This is a genomic window from Pseudomonas sp. DCB_BI, from assembly GCF_026240995.1.
Taxonomy (GTDB): Bacteria; Pseudomonadota; Gammaproteobacteria; order Pseudomonadales; family Pseudomonadaceae; genus Aquipseudomonas.
This window is the reverse complement of record NZ_JAPFCG010000028.1, coordinates 1-15,452: the sequence shown is the minus strand read 5'-3', so window position 1 is coordinate 15,452 and position 15,452 is coordinate 1. Positions and strand designations below refer to the sequence as shown.

The 15,452-nt window shown below is 61.6% G+C and carries 16 protein-coding genes and 1 pseudogene; 7 read left to right on the top strand and 10 right to left on the bottom strand.

All coding sequences use genetic code 11. From position 1 onward, the window contains the following. Positions 1-107 precede the first annotated feature (107 nt). Positions 108-815, top strand: coding sequence for a PA5502 family lipoprotein (locus OO258_RS24520; protein WP_110743553.1), 708 nt, complete (start codon positions 108-110; stop codon positions 813-815). A 107-nt stretch (positions 816-922) separates the two neighbouring features. Here the strand turns inward: OO258_RS24520 and katE are convergent, their stop codons facing one another. After that, complete coding sequence (katE, locus tag OO258_RS24515; RefSeq protein WP_266033731.1) at positions 923-3,109, bottom strand: catalase HPII; 2,187 nt, start codon at positions 3,107-3,109, stop codon at positions 923-925. Positions 3,110-3,284: 175 nt separating this feature from the next. Between katE and OO258_RS24510 the strand changes: the two genes are divergently transcribed. The 3 genes from OO258_RS24510 to OO258_RS24500 all read left to right on the top strand — a co-directional run bounded on the left by OO258_RS24510 (position 3,285) and on the right by OO258_RS24500 (position 5,801). Continuing rightward, positions 3,285-4,292, top strand: coding sequence for a methionine ABC transporter ATP-binding protein (locus OO258_RS24510; RefSeq protein ID WP_110743551.1), 1,008 nt, complete (start codon positions 3,285-3,287; stop codon positions 4,290-4,292). Continuing rightward, the gene (locus tag OO258_RS24505; protein WP_056793728.1) at positions 4,292-4,963 is read left to right on the top strand and encodes a methionine ABC transporter permease; all 672 of its coding nucleotides are present in this window, start codon (positions 4,292-4,294) and stop codon (positions 4,961-4,963) included. Before OO258_RS24510 ends, OO258_RS24505 begins: the two co-directional genes overlap by 1 nt. A 64-nt stretch (positions 4,964-5,027) precedes the next feature. Then, on the top strand, positions 5,028-5,801 hold the full coding sequence (locus tag OO258_RS24500; protein ID WP_266033721.1) for a MetQ/NlpA family ABC transporter substrate-binding protein: 774 nt from the start codon (positions 5,028-5,030) through the stop codon (positions 5,799-5,801). A 120-nt stretch (positions 5,802-5,921) separates the two neighbouring features. On the opposite strand, the gene OO258_RS24495 is transcribed toward OO258_RS24500, so the two are convergent. The 5 genes from OO258_RS24495 to OO258_RS24475 are packed head-to-tail and all read right to left on the bottom strand — an operon-like array spanning position 5,922 to position 9,805. Further along, a complete protein-coding gene (locus OO258_RS24495; RefSeq protein ID WP_266033718.1) occupies positions 5,922-6,554 on the bottom strand; it encodes an SCO family protein in 633 nt (210 codons plus the stop codon). Further along, positions 6,551-7,444, bottom strand: a complete 894-nt coding sequence (cyoE, locus tag OO258_RS24490) for a heme o synthase (RefSeq protein ID WP_266033716.1) — start codon at positions 7,442-7,444, stop codon at positions 6,551-6,553. Before cyoE ends, OO258_RS24495 begins: the two co-directional genes overlap by 4 nt. Continuing rightward, positions 7,429-8,508, bottom strand: coding sequence for a COX15/CtaA family protein (locus tag OO258_RS24485; protein WP_266033713.1), 1,080 nt, complete (start codon positions 8,506-8,508; stop codon positions 7,429-7,431). The genes cyoE and OO258_RS24485 overlap by 16 nt, the downstream gene beginning before the upstream one ends. A 9-nt stretch (positions 8,509-8,517) precedes the next feature. Continuing rightward, on the bottom strand, positions 8,518-9,099 hold the full coding sequence (locus OO258_RS24480) for a hypothetical protein (protein ID WP_266033710.1): 582 nt from the start codon (positions 9,097-9,099) through the stop codon (positions 8,518-8,520). Beyond that, positions 9,068-9,805 (bottom strand): SURF1 family protein, encoded by a 738-nt coding sequence (locus tag OO258_RS24475; RefSeq protein WP_266033707.1) that lies wholly within the window; start codon positions 9,803-9,805, stop codon positions 9,068-9,070. Before OO258_RS24475 ends, OO258_RS24480 begins: the two co-directional genes overlap by 32 nt. 51 nt (positions 9,806-9,856) lie before the next feature. Here OO258_RS24475 and OO258_RS24470 point away from each other — a divergent pair, with 51 nt between their 5' ends. After that, positions 9,857-10,060 (top strand): twin transmembrane helix small protein, encoded by a 204-nt coding sequence (locus tag OO258_RS24470; protein WP_266033704.1) that lies wholly within the window; start codon positions 9,857-9,859, stop codon positions 10,058-10,060. Between the two features lie 13 nt (positions 10,061-10,073). On the opposite strand, the gene OO258_RS24465 is transcribed toward OO258_RS24470, so the two are convergent. The 4 genes from OO258_RS24465 to coxB are packed head-to-tail and all read right to left on the bottom strand — an operon-like array spanning position 10,074 to position 14,315. Continuing rightward, positions 10,074-10,961 carry a cytochrome c oxidase subunit 3 gene (locus tag OO258_RS24465; RefSeq protein ID WP_266033700.1) on the bottom strand — a complete coding sequence of 296 codons (888 nt, stop codon included), beginning with the start codon at positions 10,959-10,961 and terminating at the stop codon, positions 10,074-10,076. Between the two features lie 16 nt (positions 10,962-10,977). After that, positions 10,978-11,544 carry a cytochrome c oxidase assembly protein gene (locus tag OO258_RS24460; protein WP_266033697.1) on the bottom strand — a complete coding sequence of 189 codons (567 nt, stop codon included), beginning with the start codon at positions 11,542-11,544 and terminating at the stop codon, positions 10,978-10,980. A 10-nt stretch (positions 11,545-11,554) separates the two neighbouring features. Continuing rightward, positions 11,555-13,144, bottom strand: a complete 1,590-nt coding sequence (gene ctaD, locus OO258_RS24455; protein ID WP_003253037.1) for a cytochrome c oxidase subunit I — start codon at positions 13,142-13,144, stop codon at positions 11,555-11,557. A gap of 43 nt (positions 13,145-13,187) precedes the next feature. Further along, positions 13,188-14,315, bottom strand: a complete 1,128-nt coding sequence (gene coxB / locus OO258_RS24450) for a cytochrome c oxidase subunit II (protein WP_266033694.1) — start codon at positions 14,313-14,315, stop codon at positions 13,188-13,190. Between the two features lie 369 nt (positions 14,316-14,684). On the opposite strand from coxB, the gene OO258_RS24445 reads away from it, so the two are divergent. Next, positions 14,685-15,344, top strand: coding sequence for a hypothetical protein (locus OO258_RS24445; protein ID WP_266033691.1), 660 nt, complete (start codon positions 14,685-14,687; stop codon positions 15,342-15,344). Further along, a pseudogene (locus tag OO258_RS24440) lies at positions 15,328-15,414 on the top strand (damage-inducible protein CinA); the annotation flags it as partial. The gene OO258_RS24445 and the pseudogene OO258_RS24440, both read left to right, overlap by 17 nt. Positions 15,415-15,452 lie beyond the last annotated feature (38 nt).

Here is a 15,452-nt window from a genome sequence, read left to right as displayed (position 1 = left end):
ACGCCTTGCAACCTTTTGCCAGGTAAAGGGTCTGTAAGACCTGTTTTCGAGCGTGCGCACCTGGGTGTAGACTTGCTCGCTTTTTGCGCAAATAGAGAGTCGCAGGAATGAAGCCGTTCGCCTCCCGTTATCTGCTTGTTGCCGCGTTTTCCCTGTTCCTGGCTGCCTGCTCCAGCGCGCCGGTAGAGCAGGCCACCGCACCTGCCCAAGCCGATGCCTGGCAGCAGTTGCAACAGAACATTGCCAGCAACGAGCTGGCCACCGCCGAAGACCAGTTGACGACCCTGCAGGCCCAGGCGCCCGATGACGCGCGTCTGGAGCAATATCAGCGACAACTGGCCGAGGCTTACCTGCAACGTAGCCAGATCGTCCTGCAAAAGGGCGATGTGAATGCGGCGGCAACTGCCCTGGCCCGTGCCCGTGCGCTCATGCCACAGGCCCCGGCGGTGACCGGTGGCGACGCTGTAACCCAAGCGCGCAAGGCCGAGCTGGAGAAGGCGGAGGCGGCGCTGAAGGCAGCCGAGGCCAAGCCCAAGGCACGCATCATCGACCCAACTGCGCCCAGCACCGTGGTGGCCTTGAAGACCACCGACAGCCGCGCCATGCGTCGCCAGCTGGACGAGATTGCCGCCGATGTAGTGAGTTACCAATGCGAGGTGGTGTTCCAGGTGCCGCGCACCGAGGATGCACCTTGGCTGAAGACGTTGCTGGAGAAGCGCGTGCGCAAGATCGACAGCGGGTTCGATTTGAAGCAAAAGCATGAAATCCAGCGCTCGCTGCCGGCGCAGGTGGTTCTGGTCCCACATCAGCAGTAAACCTTTACAGCCCTATTGCCGGCAAGCCAGCCCCCACAGGTACAGCCTTACGAGCAGTGATGTACCTGTGAGAGCTGGCTTGCCGGTGACGGTATGCAAAGCGCGCCTTAGGCCGGTACCGCCTCCGCAGCCGCCTCCCGTTCCCACACCCGATGCCCCTCGACCGCTTTCACAAACGCATCCACGGTCTTCTGCTCATCCCCCACCAATAATCCCTTGTCTTCCTTGAGCCCCAGCGCTTTGACCAAGTCCTTGGTCAACACCAACGCCTTCAGATGCTTGTAACCCTCCAGCAGGAAGTGCTTGGCCAATCCGCTGGCCGCCAAGGCATTCGTTGCAGCATCACCCCCGGGCACGACAATGCCGTCAAACATGATCGACGGCATCCCCTCCATCGACGCATCCACCGGCAACTGCTTGCCATCCGCCGCCTTCACCGGCGCCGAGGTCGGCCCCAGCAGCATTGGCCGCGCACTGTGCGCCTCCAGCGCCTTCACCAGCCGGTCGACACTCGCTGCATCCACACCATCGGCTATCAATACGGCGATCTTGCGCCCCTTGATGCCTATTGAGCCGGGGTGATTCATCTGGCTCAACGCCTTGGACTGCGCCAGCTTGCTGCCTTGCACCTTGACCGTACCTTGCTTGGGCGCCGGTAGCCCCAGGTTCGCCGCCACGGCCGCCGCCAGTTTCAGATCGATATTGGCGAGGATCTCGTTAACCTCCCGCGCCCGGATGTGTTCCCGCTCCACCTTGCCCAGCTCGAAGCTATAGGCCTTGATGATGTGCTGCTGCTCGGTCGGGCTCATGCTCTGGAAGAACAACCGGGCCTGCGAGAAGTGGTCGCCAAACGACTCGCTGCGCTGGCGGATCTTGTGCGCGTCGATACGCTCCTGGTAACTCTCGAAACCGCCGTCCTGTGCGGCAGGCGGTGTTTCCTTCGGCCAGCCGCCATCAATCGAGTTGGGCTCGTACGAGGCCCGGCCCTTGTCGATGGTCATGCGGTGCATGGCATCGCGCTGGCCACTGTGGTTCGGTGCCACCGGCCGGTTGATCGGGATTTCATGGAAGTTCGGCCCGCCCAACCGGCTGATCTGCGTATCGGTGTATGAGAACAGCCGGCCCTGCAGCAGCGGGTCGTTGGTGAAGTCGATACCCGGCACGATATGCCCCGGGCAAAACGCAACCTGCTCGGTTTCAGCAAAGAAGTTGTCAGGGTTGCGGTTAAGCACCATCTTGCCCAGCAGCGTCACCGGTACCAGCTCTTCGGGGATGAGCTTGGTCGGGTCGAGCAGGTCGAAGTCGAACTTGTGTTCATCGGCCTCGGGCACGATCTGCACGCCCAGTTCCCATTCCGGGTAGTCGCCGGTCTCGATCGCTTCCCACAAGTCGCGGCGATGGTAGTCGGTGTCCTTGCCTGCCAGCTTCTGCGCTTCGTCCCACAATACCGAATGAACGCCTTGGCGCGGTTTCCAGTGGAACTTGACGAAGCTGGCCACACCCTCGGCGTTGATCAAGCGGAAAGTATGTACGCCAAAGCCTTCCATCATCCGCAAGCTGCGCGGGATGGCCCGGTCGGACATGGCCCAGATCACCATGTGCGCCGACTCCGGCACCAGCGAAACGAAGTCCCAGAACGTGTCATGGGCCGAGCCGCCAGTAGGCATTTCGTTATGCGGTTCAGGCTTCACTGCATGCACAAAGTCCGGGAACTTGATGGCATCCTGAATGAAGAACACCGGCATGTTGTTGCCAACCAGGTCGAAATTACCCTCATCGGTATAGAACTTGACGGCAAAGCCGCGTACATCGCGTACCGTGTCCCCTGAACCACGTGGCCCCTGCACCGTCGAAAAGCGCACGAATACCGGGGTAATTTTCTCAGGGTCCTGCAGGAAACCGGCCTTGGTCAGCTCGGCATGGCAGCCGTAGCTCTGGAAATAACCGTGCGCACCGGTACCGCGGGCATGCACGATACGCTCCGGGATGCGCTCATGGTCAAAATGGGTGATCTTCTCGCGCATGATGAAGTCTTCAAGCAACGAAGGCCCACGCGCACCAGCCTTGAGGCTGTTCTGGTTATCGGCAATCTTCACCCCCTGGTTGGTGCGCAACGCCTGGCCGGTGGCATCGCTGCGAAAACCCTCCAGGCTCTGCAGCTTGGCATTGGTGTTGGCCCGGTCGGGGGTCTGGGTTCCGGCGGCCTCGCTGTGCTTGGGCGCGTCCGTTTTCTTGCTGGGCATGGGTCGGCTCTCCTCATCAGTCTTCAGGCGTGCCCGTTCGGGCTTGTTCAAGTAGTGACTAGAGGGCTTTGGCGAGCGTTCAATCAGGATTACCGGTTGTCGCGATATGCCCGAAGGATTGGTGCATTACGAAATAAATGCTAAGAACAGCTATGGGAAAAGGCTAAAATGCGCGACCCCAGCTAACCGCTGACCCCAATTCCATGCGCCCCACAAGGTTCGCTACGTGATCGAGTTCCAACAGGTACATAAAACCTACCGCGTTGCCGGTAGGGAAATCCCCGCACTGAATCCGACCAGCCTGACCATCGAAGATGGCCAGGTGTTCGGCCTGATCGGCCATTCCGGCGCCGGCAAAAGCACCATGCTGCGCCTGATCAACCGTCTGGAAGAGCCCTCCGGCGGCAAGATCATCGTCGACGGCGAAGACGTCACCGCGTTCAACGCCAACCAGCTGCGCGGCTTCCGCCAGCAGGTCGGCATGATCTTCCAGCACTTCAACCTGCTGGCCTCCAAGACCGTCGCCGACAACGTTGCCCTGCCGCTGACCCTGGCGGGCGAGCTGTCGCGCAGCGAAATCGACAAGCGCGTCACCGAACTGCTGGCTCGCGTCGGCCTGTCGGACCACGCCAAAAAGTACCCGGCGCAGCTGTCCGGTGGCCAGAAGCAGCGTGTCGGCATCGCCCGCGCCTTGTCCACCAACCCGAAGATCCTGCTGTGCGACGAGGCCACCAGCGCCCTCGACCCGCAAACCACGGCCTCGGTCCTGCAACTGCTGGCCGAGATCAACCGTGAGCTGAAGCTGACCATCGTGCTGATCACCCACGAAATGGACGTGATCCGCCGGGTCTGCGACCGTGTGGCGGTAATGGACGCCGGCCAGATCGTCGAACAAGGCTCGGTGGCTGACGTGTTCCTGCACCCGCAGCACGCCACCACCAAGCGCTTCGTCCAGGAAGACGAGCAAGTCGACGAAGGCGAGCAGCGCGACGATTTCGCCCACGTGCCAGGCCGCATCGTGCGCCTGACCTTCCAGGGTGACGCCACCTATGCACCGCTGCTGGGCACCGTAGCCCGTGAAACAGGTGTGGACTACAGCATCCTCGCCGGGCGCATCGACCGCATCAAGGATATCCCCTATGGCCAGCTCACCCTCGCCCTGATCGGCGGTGACATGGAAGCGGCATTCGCCCGCTTCAAGGCAGCTGACGTACATATGGAGGTACTGCGTTGATGGACGCCCTGAATTTCTTTGCCAATGTCGACTGGGCCGAAATCTGGCTGGCCACCATCGACACCATGATCATGCTGTTCGGCTCGTTGTTCTTTACCGTGCTGCTGGGCCTGCCGCTGGGCGTGCTGCTGTTCCTCTGCGGGCCAAAACAGATGTTCGAACAGAAGGGCGTGTATGCGCTGCTGTCGCTGGTGGTCAACATCCTGCGCTCGCTGCCGTTCATCATCCTGCTGATCGTGATGATCCCGATCACCGTACTGATCACCGGTACCTCGCTGGGCGTTGCCGGCGCCATCCCGCCGCTGGTAGTGGGCGCCACGCCGTTCTTCGCACGGCTGGTGGAAACCGCCCTGCGTGAAGTGGATCGCGGCATCATCGAAGCCACCCAATCGATGGGCGCCACCACCCGCCAGATCATCACCAGCGCGCTGCTGCCAGAGGCCCGCCCGGGCATCTTCGCGGCCATTACCGTGACCGCCATCACCCTGGTTTCGTACACCGCCATGGCCGGTGTGGTCGGCGCTGGCGGCCTGGGCGACCTGGCCATCCGCTTCGGTTACCAGCGTTTCCAGACCGACGTGATGGTGGTGACCGTGGTACTGCTGCTGGTACTGGTTCAAGTACTGCAAAGCGTTGGCGACAAACTGGTCGTGCATTTTTCCCGTAAGTAACCCCAATGGGGTCGGCCCGGCCGACCCGTTCGGGGGCCGTCGCGGCCCTCACAAGGAGTGATCAATGAAGAAGCTGCTTGCTGTTGTCGCCGCTGTCGCGGCCTTTTCGGCCAATGCCGCCGAAACCCTGACCGTCGCTGCCACCCCGGTGCCGCACGCTGAAATCCTCAACTTCGTCAAACCTGCACTGGCGAAAGAGGGCGTTGAGCTGAAGGTCAAGGAATTCACCGATTACATCCAGCCAAACGTGCAAGTTGCGGAAAAGCGCCTGGACGCCAACTTCTTCCAGCACCAGCCGTACCTGGATGAATTCAACAAGGCCAAGGGCACCAACCTGGTGAGCGTGGCCGGCGTGCATATCGAACCGCTGGGCGTGTACTCGACCAAGATCAAGAAGCTGGACGAGCTGTCCTCCGGCGCCACCGTGGTCATCCCCAACGATGCTACCAACGGCGGCCGCGCCCTGCTGCTGCTGGACAAGGCCGGCGTGATCAAGCTGAAGGACAACAAGAACATCCTGTCGACCGTGAAGGATGTGGTGGAGAACCCGAAGAACGTCAAGTTCCGTGAGCTGGAAGCCGCCACCATCCCGCGCGTGCTGACCCAGGTCGATGCCGCCCTGATCAACACCAACTACGCGCTGGAAGCCAAGCTGAACCCTGAGAAAGACGCTCTGGCTATCGAAGGCAGCGACTCGCCTTACGTGAACATCCTGGTTGCCCGCCCGGACAACAAGGACTCCGATGCGATGAAGAAGCTCGCAGACGCGCTGCACTCGCCTGAAGTGAAGCAGTTCATCACCGAGAAATACAAAGGCGCTGTGGTTCCGGCGTTCTAAGGCGTCACATCGCGCTGGATTCTTCGCGGGGCAAGCCCGCTCCCACAAGGTAAGGCGTACGCCGACCCATGTGGGAGCGGCCTTGTGTCGCGATAGGCCTGCGCAGCAGGCCCAGCATTCTCAATCCCGCTTCACAAGCCCGGGCAACTGCGCCACCAGCTTCTGGTTGTTGAACGGCGCCCGAATGAACCCCCGCTGACGCCCATCCGGCCCGACAATCGCCAGGTTGCCGCTGTGATCCACGGTATACCCCGGCTTGCTGGTATCCGCCGGAATGAACGGAATGCTCAAGGCATTAGCCAGTTTCTGGGTATCCTCGATCGACCCCGCCACCCCGATAAAATCCTTGTCGAAATAGCCCAGATACTGCTTCAGCTGGTTCGGCGTATCGCGGTTCGGGTCCACGCTCACCAATACCACCTGCAACCGGTCGACGGCTTCCTTGGGCAGTTCGCTCTTCACCTGGCGCAACTGGGCCAATGTGGTCGGGCAGATGTCCGGGCAGTAGGTGTAACCAAAGAACAGCAGCGACCATTTGCCCTTCAGATCATCCAGTTGCACCGGCTGGCCGTTCTGGTCAGTCATGGTCACGTCGGCCACGGTGCGGCTCTGCGGCAGCAGGATGATGCCGGCGTCGATCAGTTCGGTGGGGTTGGGCTGGTCGCGGCCATTGAGCACCTTGTTGACGGTCAGGCCCAGGATCAACGCGACCAGGGCAACGAGAATGAAGACGGTTTTCTGGGTTCGGGTCATAGGTTCAGCAACAGGTAGTGGTCGAGGAGCAACGCGATGAACAGCGCGAACAAGTAGGCGATAGAGTACTTGAAGGTGCCAATCGCCGCGTGCGGCCGGCTGCCACGGTACAACACCCAGGCCCATTGCAGGAAGCGCAGGCCCAAGGCCAGGGCACAGGCGAGGTACAGCGGGCCGCTCATGTGAATGGCATAAGGCAAAAGGCTCACCGCCAGCAAGATCAGGGTGTAGAGCAGGATATGCAGCTTCGTGTAGCGCTCACCATGGGTCACCGGCAGCATCGGGATATCGGCCTTGGCGTACTCCTCCTTGCGGTGGATGGCCAGTGCCCAGAAGTGCGGTGGAGTCCAGGCGAAGATGATCAGCACCAGCAGCAAAGGCTCGTCGCTGACGTGGCCGCTTACCGCAACCCAGCCGAGCAAGGGCGGGGCAGCGCCAGCCAAGCCCCCGATAACGATGTTTTGCGGCGTGGCACGCTTGAGAAAGCCTGTGTAGAGCACGGCATAACCGAGCAGCGAAGCCAAAGTCAGCCAGGCGGTGAGCGTGTTGGTGAACACCAACAGCAGGGCCATGCCCAATAGCGCAAGGGCCAGGGCGAACAGCAGCGCCGGCAGCGGCTCGACTCGGCGCTGGGCAAGCGGCCGCTTGCGAGTACGCGCCATCAGCGCGTCGATGCGCCGGTCCACCACATGGTTGACCACCGCCGCACCACCGGCACACAGGCCAATGCCCAGGTTGCCGAACAGCAGCACACTCCAACCCACCCCCGCGCGGGTGGCGAGGAACATACCCGCCAGCGAGGTGATCAACATCAGCACCACCACCTTGGGCTTGGTCAGTTCCAGGTAGTCGCGCCAGGTGGCCCGCCGTGCGCTCAGAAGCGTCGCCACGAATCGTTCCTCATATGATGGGAGATGCCTACGCCGGTCACCGGCCGCAGGCGCCAGCCGTGGCCGACACCTACGCGCACCTTGTCGACCACCCGAATGCGGTAGTTCACCAGCACCATGCTCAGCAGCAACAGTGCGCCGCCAGCGTTGTGCGCCACGGCCACCGCCAACGGCAGATGCAGCAGCACGTTGCTGATCCCCAGGCCCACCTGCACGGTCAGCGCCAGCAACACCAGCCGCGCCAGGCTGGCAAGGCCACAGCGATGCAGCTTCCAGCTGAGCATCAGCAGCACGCAGGTCACCAACAGCGCTCCCAGGCGATGGCTGATATGAATGGCCGTGCGCGCATCACTGTCCAGTTGCCCGCCCAGGTAGTTGGGGCCGACGTGCTGGGTCAGGTGGAAACCGTTGCTGAAGTCCGCCGCCGGCCACCACTGGCCATGGCAGGTCGGCAGGTCGATACAGGCAACCGCCGCGTAGTTGGCACTGACCCAGCCGCCCAAGGCAATCTGGCCGATGACTACCAGCAGGGCCAGCGCAGCGATCCGGCGCAGGCTCAAAGGCAATTTGGGCAAGGGCGCAAAAGCCCGGGACAGGCGCAGGGATAACAGGAATAGCAAGCTCAGCGTGGTGAAACCACCCAGCAAGTGCGCGGTGACCACCTGTGGCCACAGCTTCAGGGTGACCGTCCACATGCCAAAAGCCGCCTGGGCCAAGACTACCCCCAGCAACAGCACTGGCAGGCGATACGGCTGGCCATCGCGGGCATGTCGGCGTATCGCCTGAAAGGCGAGCAGGGCGATTACCACGGCCAGGGTACCGGCGAAGTAGCGATGAACCATCTCGGCCCAACCCTTGGCAGCTTCCACAGGGTGCTCAGGGAAGTGCAGCTCGGCATGAGCCAGCTGCGCTTCGCTCTTGGGCACGCTGATGAAGCCGTAGCAACCCGGCCAGTCAGGGCAGCCGAGGCCGGCGTGGGTCAGCCGGGTATAGGCACCGAGCAGGACAACGAGCAGTGCCAGCAGGGTGGCGAACACAGCAAGGCGAAATCCGGGTCTGGCCATGGCAGGCTCCTAGCCGATGTTGGACAGCTTGAGCAGGTGGCGCAGGTCATCCAGCACATGCTTGCCATTGACCTTGTCGCCGTAGCGCAGTACCAGGTTGCCGTGCGGGTCGACAATCCATAGCTGCGGGCCAGCCTCGCCGACCTGCTTCAGGTAGCGCTGCGCATCCAGCGGGTAGCGTTGCAATTGCGGGTACTCGCGGCCGAGCAGGGCCTGATAATCGGTGCTCAGCGGCTGGGCGGTAGCCAGCGCATGGCTGGCACGGCTGGCATCGCGCCCCAGGCCGACCTGGATCTGCCGGGCCAGATAAACCAAGCGCTGGCAATCTTCGGCACAGGCCTGCGGCGCGCTGACCAGCAACTGCCAGCGCTCGTCCTGGCCAGCCACGCCAAGATCGGCACGGCTTTGCCCGTTGCCGATCATGGCGCCGTGGTAGCTGCGGCCTTCCGGCACCCAGAACTTGAGCTTGTACATGCTCGTGGCCAGGATCATTGGCCCAAGCACCACCAGCAGGATCAACAATAGCTGCAAACGCCCGCGGGCTCTGGGTTTGCTACGTTCAGGCACGTCCAGTGGAGTGGCGGTGGCCATGGCGTTTCTCCTTGTTGTGGTGCCAGCCGAAATAGAGGTAGAGCAGGACCAAAGCAGTAGCCAGGGCAAACCATTGCACGGCATAGCCCACGTGTTTTTCCGGGCCCATGGCCACGATCGGCCAGTCCAGGCGATAGGTAGCCGGGCCCGGTTCCAGGCGCAGTTCGTGGGCGAAACCTTCCCGATCCAGCTGCGGCCAAAGCTGAGCGGCGTCGACGGCGGTCAGCAGGTGGGGCCACTGACCGCCAACCGGGTCCGGGTGCAGCTGGAAGGTGCTACCGGGTGCGACGTACACCGAAGCGTCCAGTGCCAAGGCCTGGGCAGGCGTGTCGAAGTGCACAGGCACGCGGCGATCTGGCCAGGGTAGCCAACCGCGATTGACCAGCACCCACAAGCCGCTGGCCTGGTCATGGAAGGGTTGCAGCAGCTCTACGCCGGCCTGGCCATCGCGCATGCGGTTGTCCAGCAACAGGCTGTGTTCGGCGTCGAAGCGGCCGTACAGGTGCACGCGGCGGAAGGCGTTGTCCTGGTTGCTGGTCAGCTGGGCAATGGCTAATGGCGCTTCGATACGCCGCTCGGCATAGCTGGCCAGCAGCGCACGCTTTTCCTCTGCGCGACCCAGTTGCCAGCAGCCAAGCGCGATCAACCCCGGCAGCAGCGCAAGCACCACCAGAGTCGGTACCCAGCCTGGGCGAAACGGCCTCATCGGCGGCTCGCTATACTTATCCACATCACCGCATCCCCCCGGAGAAGCGCCATGCTCAAGGCCGCGATTGTCCTGATGCTGTTGGCCACGATTGCCAGCCTGTTCAGTGGCCTGGTGTTCCTGGTCAAGGACGACGAAAACTCGACCCGCCTGCTGAAAGCGCTGACAGTGCGAGTGACCCTGGCGGCCCTGACCATCGGCCTGGTCGCCTGGGGTTTCATGAGTGGTCAGCTGGTTTCACATGCTCCCTTCTGAATCTGCATGGGCCTTAAAGCACATACACAAAGATGAACAACCCCACCCACACCACATCGACGAAATGCCAGTACCAACTGGCCGCCTCGAAGCCGAAATGTTTCTCTGGGTTGAAGTGCCCCCGCATGATCCGCACGAACATCACGATCAGGATGATGGTGCCCAAGGTCACGTGCGCACCGTGGAAGCCGGTGAGCATGAAGAACGTCGCCCCGTAAATGCCCGAACCCAGCGTCAGCCCCAGCTTGGTATAGGCTTCGTGATACTCGAAGGCTTGCAGCGCGATGAAGCTGATGCCCAACAGGATGGTCAGCGCCATCCAGAGTTTCAGCGGCCCACGGTGGTCACGGCGTAAGGCGTGATGGGCGAGGGTGATGGTCACGCTGGAGCTGACCAGCAGGATGGTGTTGATCAGCGGCAGGTGCCACGGGTCGATCACTTCCTTGGGCGGCGGGAACAGTTTCGGGTCTGGCGTATGCAGCAGCGGCCAGGTGAACTCGAAACTCGGCCACAGCATGTGCGCCACGCCCTTGGCACCTTCCCCCCCCAGCCATGGCCCTGCCAGCACACGCACGTAGAACAGCGCGCCGAAGAAGGCCAGGAAGAACATCACCTCGGAAAAGATGAACCAGCTCATGCCCCAGCGGAACGAGCGGTCCAGCTGCGGGCTGTACAGCCCTGCACGGCTCTCCTTGACCACCGCCCCGAACCAGCCGAACAACATGTAGGCCAGGAACAACGCACCAACAAAGAAGATCAGTGGCCCATGCGAGTCCGGGTGGCCGGCCTTCATGTCGTTGAACCAGGTGCCCAGGCCAAACACCGTGATGAACATGCCGAGGGTGGCGATGATCGGCCATTTGCTCTGCGCCGGGACGTAATAGTGCTCATGACTTGCCATTGCTGTTCTCCTTCCCTTAACGGGCGCCCTGGACGTCCTGGGCCGCAACATGCGCGACCGGCGGGTGGCGAGCGGTGATGTCGAACAAGGTGTAGGCCAGTGTCAGGTGCTTCACGCTGGCCGGCAGGTCGCGGTCAACGATGAAGCGCACCGGCATCTCGATGCGTTCGCCGGGCTGCAGCACCTGCTGGGTAAAGCAGAAGCACTCGGTCTTGTGGAAGTACGCCGCGGCCTCGGCCGGGGTAATGCTGGGTATTGCCTGCGCACTCATCGGCCGGTCGGTCGGGTTGTGGGCAATGAAGATCATCTGGTTCACCGCCCCGGGGTTGACCTCCAGCTGGTCGGCAGTGGAGTAGAAGTCCCAGACCATGTCGCTGGCATTGGTCGACATGAACTGCACCCGCACAGCACGCGTCGGGTCACTGACCTGGCTACCTTCGTATTGGCCGCCGGTCTTGCCGTTGATACCGAACGCTTTGCACATCACGTCATAGATCGGCACCAGGGCGAAACCGAAGGCGAACATCACCACCGTCAGCATCAACAGGCGCGTTACCAGGCGCTTCAGCGAAAGGCCTTTCATGGCAGGGTTCCTATTTCACTTCCGGTGGAGTCTGGAAGGTGTGGTAGGGCGCCGGTGAAGGAATCGACCATTCCAGGCCCTCGGCGCCATCCCAGGGTTTGGCCGGTGCCGGCGCGCCACCACGGATGCACTTGATGACAATGAACAGGAAGAAGATCTGAGTGGCGCCAAACATGAACGCGCCGATCGACGACACCATGTTGAAATCGGCGAACTGCAGGTTGTAGTCGGGGATGCGCCGCGGCATGCCCGCCAGGCCAACGAAGTGCATGGGGAAGAAGGCCATGTTCATGCCAATGAACGACAGCCAGAAATGCAGCTTGCCGAGGGTTTCGTCGTACATGTGGCCGGTCCACTTGGGCAGCCAGTAGTAGGCCGAAGCGAAGATGCCGAAAATGGCCCCGGGCACCAGCACGTAGTGGAAATGCGCCACCACGAAGTAGGTGTCGTGGTACTGGAAGTCCGCCGGGGCAATCGCCAGCATCAACCCGCTGAAGCCGCCGATGGTGAACAGGATGACGAAGGCAATGGCAAACAGCATCGGCGTTTCGAAGGTGAGCGAACCTTCCCACATGGTGCTGACCCAGTTGAACACCTTCACCCCGGTGGGCACGGCAATCAGCATGGTGGCGTACATGAAGAACAGCTCGCCGACTACAGGGATGCCGACCACGAACATATGGTGAGCCCACACGATGAACGACAGGAAGGCGATGGCGCCGGTGGCGTACACCATCGAGGTGTAGCCGAACAGCGGCTTGCGCGAGAATGCCGGGATGATCGAGCTGACCGCGCCGAAAGCCGGCAGGATCATGATGTACACCTCGGGGTGGCCGAAGAACCAGAACACGTGCTGGAACAGCACCGGGTCACCGCCACCGGCCGCGCTGAAGAAACTGGTGCCGAAGTGAATATCCATCAGCATCATGGTCACCACGCCCGCCAGCACCGGCATCACAGCAATCAGCAGGAATGCCGTGATCAGCCAGGTCCAGACGAACAACGGCATCTTCATCAGGGTCATGCCAGGCGCACGCAGGTTGAGGATGGTGGCGATCACGTTGATCGCGCCCATGATCGAGCTGATGCCCATCAGGTGGATGGCGAAGATGAAGAAGGTGACGCTGGCAGGTGCATAGGTGGTGGACAGCGGGGCGTAGAAGGTCCAGCCGAAGTTCGGCCCGCCGCCCGGGCTGAACAGGGTCGAGACCAGCAGCAGGAAGGCCGCCGGCAGCAGCCAGAAGCTGAAGTTGTTCATCCGCGGCAGGGCCATATCGGGCGCCCCGATCATTAACGGGATCATCCAGTTGGCCAGGCCGACAAAGGCCGGCATCACCGCACCGAACACCATGATCAAACCATGCATGGTGGTCATCTGGTTGAAGAACGCCGGCTCCACGATCTGCAAGCCAGGCTGGAACAGCTCGGCCCGGATCACCATGGCGAACGAGCCACCCAGCAGGAACATGATGAAACTGAACCACAGGTACATCGTGCCGATGTCTTTATGGTTGGTGGTCAACACCCAGCGCATCAAGCCCTTGGCCGGGCCGTGCGCATGGTCGTGCCCGTGGGCGTGGTCGTCGATCACTGCACTCATGTCCTGTCTCCTGCAATCCGTTGATTGCCGCGAGTAACCCGGTTCACTTGGCTTCTGCCTGCTTCAGCGCCAGCACGTCCTTGGGCGTGACCATGTCGCCTTTGTTGTTGCCCCAGGCATTGCGCTCGTAGGTGACCACAGCAGCGATATCGACTTCCGACAGCTGCTTGCCAAAAGCGGCCATGGCCGTGCCGGGTTTGCCATGGAAGACAATGCCCAGATGGCCTTCCTTCGGCCCGGTGGCAATCTTCGAGCCCTTGAGCGCCGGGAACATTGGCGGCAGGCCCTGGCCCTCAGCCTGGTGACAGGCTACGCAGGTGGTGTGGTAGACCTTGTCGCCGCGCTCCACCAGCTCTTCCAGGGTCCATTCCTTGCTGGTCAGCTCCTTGAGCTTGGCGGCTTCAGCCTTGCGCTCGCCCAGCCAGGTGTCGTAGTCGGCCTTGGACTTGACCTCGACCACCACCGGCATAAAGCCGTGGTCCTTACCGCACAGCTCGGTGCACTGGCCGCGGTAGATGCCGGGTTTTTCGATACGGGTCCAGGCTTCGTTGACGAAACCGGGGATGGCGTCGCGCTTTACCGCGAAGGCCGGCACCCACCAGGAATGAATCACGTCGGCAGCAGTCACCAGGAAGCGCACCTTGGCGCCCACCGGCAGCACCAGCGGCTGGTCGACCTCAAGCAGGTAATGCTCGTCCTTGGGCGCTTGGTTGTGAATCTGCTCGGTGGGGGTGGCCAGGTTGCTGAAGAACTCCACGTCCTGGCCCAGGTACTTGTAATGCCACTTCCACTGGTAGCCGGTGACCTGGATGTCGATGTCCGACTCACTGGCGTCGTAGATGTCGATCAGGGTCTTGGTGGCCGGGATGGCCATGGCCACCAGGATCAGGAACGGGATCACGGTCCAGAGAATTTCCACCCAGGTGTGCTCGTGGAAGTGCGCGGCCTGTTGGCCGGTGGAGCGACGGTGGATGACCATCGACCAGAACATCGCGCCAAACACCACGATGCCGATGATCACGCAGATCCAGAAGATGATCATGTGCAGGTCGAAGACGGCGTTGGAGACTTCCGTCGCCCCCGGGTGCATGTTCACGGTCCAGGCAGCGTTGGCCTGACCAAAAACCGACCACAACAGGAGGCCCATCCAGACATGTGGATGTCGCATCATTGCGGGTTCCCCTTCTCGTTCTTGTTGTCCCGGAGGCGTGGCCTGCGGCAAGAGGGAACGGCGGTCAAGACTGCCTGGCTTCGACGACCGAGCCCCTGCTAAAAGCAGCTGGGCCTCATCAACGAATCACGTTCAACGGGAGTATAGACAGCGACCAATGGCACGCAATGAAGCCTGTGAAATGAACTTCATGAAAAGAGGAAATAGCCCGAAAACCGCGTGCTTGATAGGGTATGGCCAAATAATGGCAATCCGATATGCCTGATTGCGCACACGTTTGCGTGATTTATAACAAATACGTCTTAGGTATTCTGTATACCGAGCTAATTTAGTGTCTTCCGTTTGAAACGTAATGTCCCTGGAGTTGTCATGAACATCGCTGCTGTACGCGAGCAGGTAAGCCAAGCCCATCAACATGAAGGCCAGACCGGCCAATTGAAACAGCGTCTCGAGCTGCAACTGCCCCACCTGCATCCCTCGATCCAACTGCCTGAGCAGGACGCCCAGGGTACTTTGGCGCGCTTCGTCAGCGCCTACATCGACCAGGTTCCGGAACTGCTGGAGGCCGCCCACGAGGTCGCCCGCGAGGCCGGCATCGAATCGCAGATCACACCCGTGCTGAAAATTGCCGAGGCCTACTTCCTGCAGCCGCCCAGCGTGATGCAAGGACATGTGGGCCTGGACTGCCTGCTGGACGAGGCCTACCTGGCACACCGCCTGGTGGAAGAGGTGAACGACCTGTACATCCGCCATTTCCAGCAGCCGTTGATTCCGGTCGACACCACTGTCGCCAACCTGATCGCCCACCAGTTGATTGGCGAAAGCTTTGCCAACCAGCTGGATGAAGTGGTGCACCACTCGGTTGACGAAATGCTCAACGACGAGAGCTTTGCGGTTGAATCGGTGGAGGTTTATCGGGAGAAACTGAGCAGCCCGGCCACCGGCGAGGCGTGGAAGCGCTGGCCTTGCCTGTCGCGCCAGCTAGGTGTCGAGCTAGGACAGCCAGCCTTGCCGCCAGTTCGACGGTGACCGCGAAGCGGTGCGCCGACAGACGGTGATCGCCGCGTTAGACGGCTTGTTACAGCTTGGTGCCGAGTAAATCGACGACAGGGGTTTGCTCAAGCGTCTGCCTGTGGA

What these genes read in the sequence shown, in the direction of transcription:
- OO258_RS24520 (WP_110743553.1), top strand. Translation starts at nt 108, where the DNA reads ATGAAGCCGTTCGCCTCCCGTTATCTGCTTGTTGCCGCGTTTTCCCTG.
- OO258_RS24505 (WP_056793728.1), top strand. Translation starts at nt 4,292, where the DNA reads ATGGACGCCCTGAATTTCTTTGCCAATGTCGACTGGGCCGAAATCTGG.
- OO258_RS24500 (WP_266033721.1), top strand. Translation starts at nt 5,028, where the DNA reads ATGAAGAAGCTGCTTGCTGTTGTCGCCGCTGTCGCGGCCTTTTCGGCC.
- OO258_RS24495 (WP_266033718.1), bottom strand. Translation starts at nt 6,554, where the DNA reads ATGACCCGAACCCAGAAAACCGTCTTCATTCTCGTTGCCCTGGTCGCG.
- OO258_RS24485 (WP_266033713.1), bottom strand. Translation starts at nt 8,508, where the DNA reads ATGGCCAGACCCGGATTTCGCCTTGCTGTGTTCGCCACCCTGCTGGCA.
- OO258_RS24480 (WP_266033710.1), bottom strand. Translation starts at nt 9,099, where the DNA reads ATGGCCACCGCCACTCCACTGGACGTGCCTGAACGTAGCAAACCCAGA.
- OO258_RS24475 (WP_266033707.1), bottom strand. Translation starts at nt 9,805, where the DNA reads ATGAGGCCGTTTCGCCCAGGCTGGGTACCGACTCTGGTGGTGCTTGCG.
- OO258_RS24470 (WP_266033704.1), top strand. Translation starts at nt 9,857, where the DNA reads ATGCTCAAGGCCGCGATTGTCCTGATGCTGTTGGCCACGATTGCCAGC.
- OO258_RS24465 (WP_266033700.1), bottom strand. Translation starts at nt 10,961, where the DNA reads ATGGCAAGTCATGAGCACTATTACGTCCCGGCGCAGAGCAAATGGCCG.
- OO258_RS24460 (WP_266033697.1), bottom strand. Translation starts at nt 11,544, where the DNA reads ATGAAAGGCCTTTCGCTGAAGCGCCTGGTAACGCGCCTGTTGATGCTG.
- ctaD (WP_003253037.1), bottom strand. Translation starts at nt 13,144, where the DNA reads ATGAGTGCAGTGATCGACGACCACGCCCACGGGCACGACCATGCGCAC.
- coxB (WP_266033694.1), bottom strand. Translation starts at nt 14,315, where the DNA reads ATGATGCGACATCCACATGTCTGGATGGGCCTCCTGTTGTGGTCGGTT.
- OO258_RS24445 (WP_266033691.1), top strand. Translation starts at nt 14,685, where the DNA reads ATGAACATCGCTGCTGTACGCGAGCAGGTAAGCCAAGCCCATCAACAT.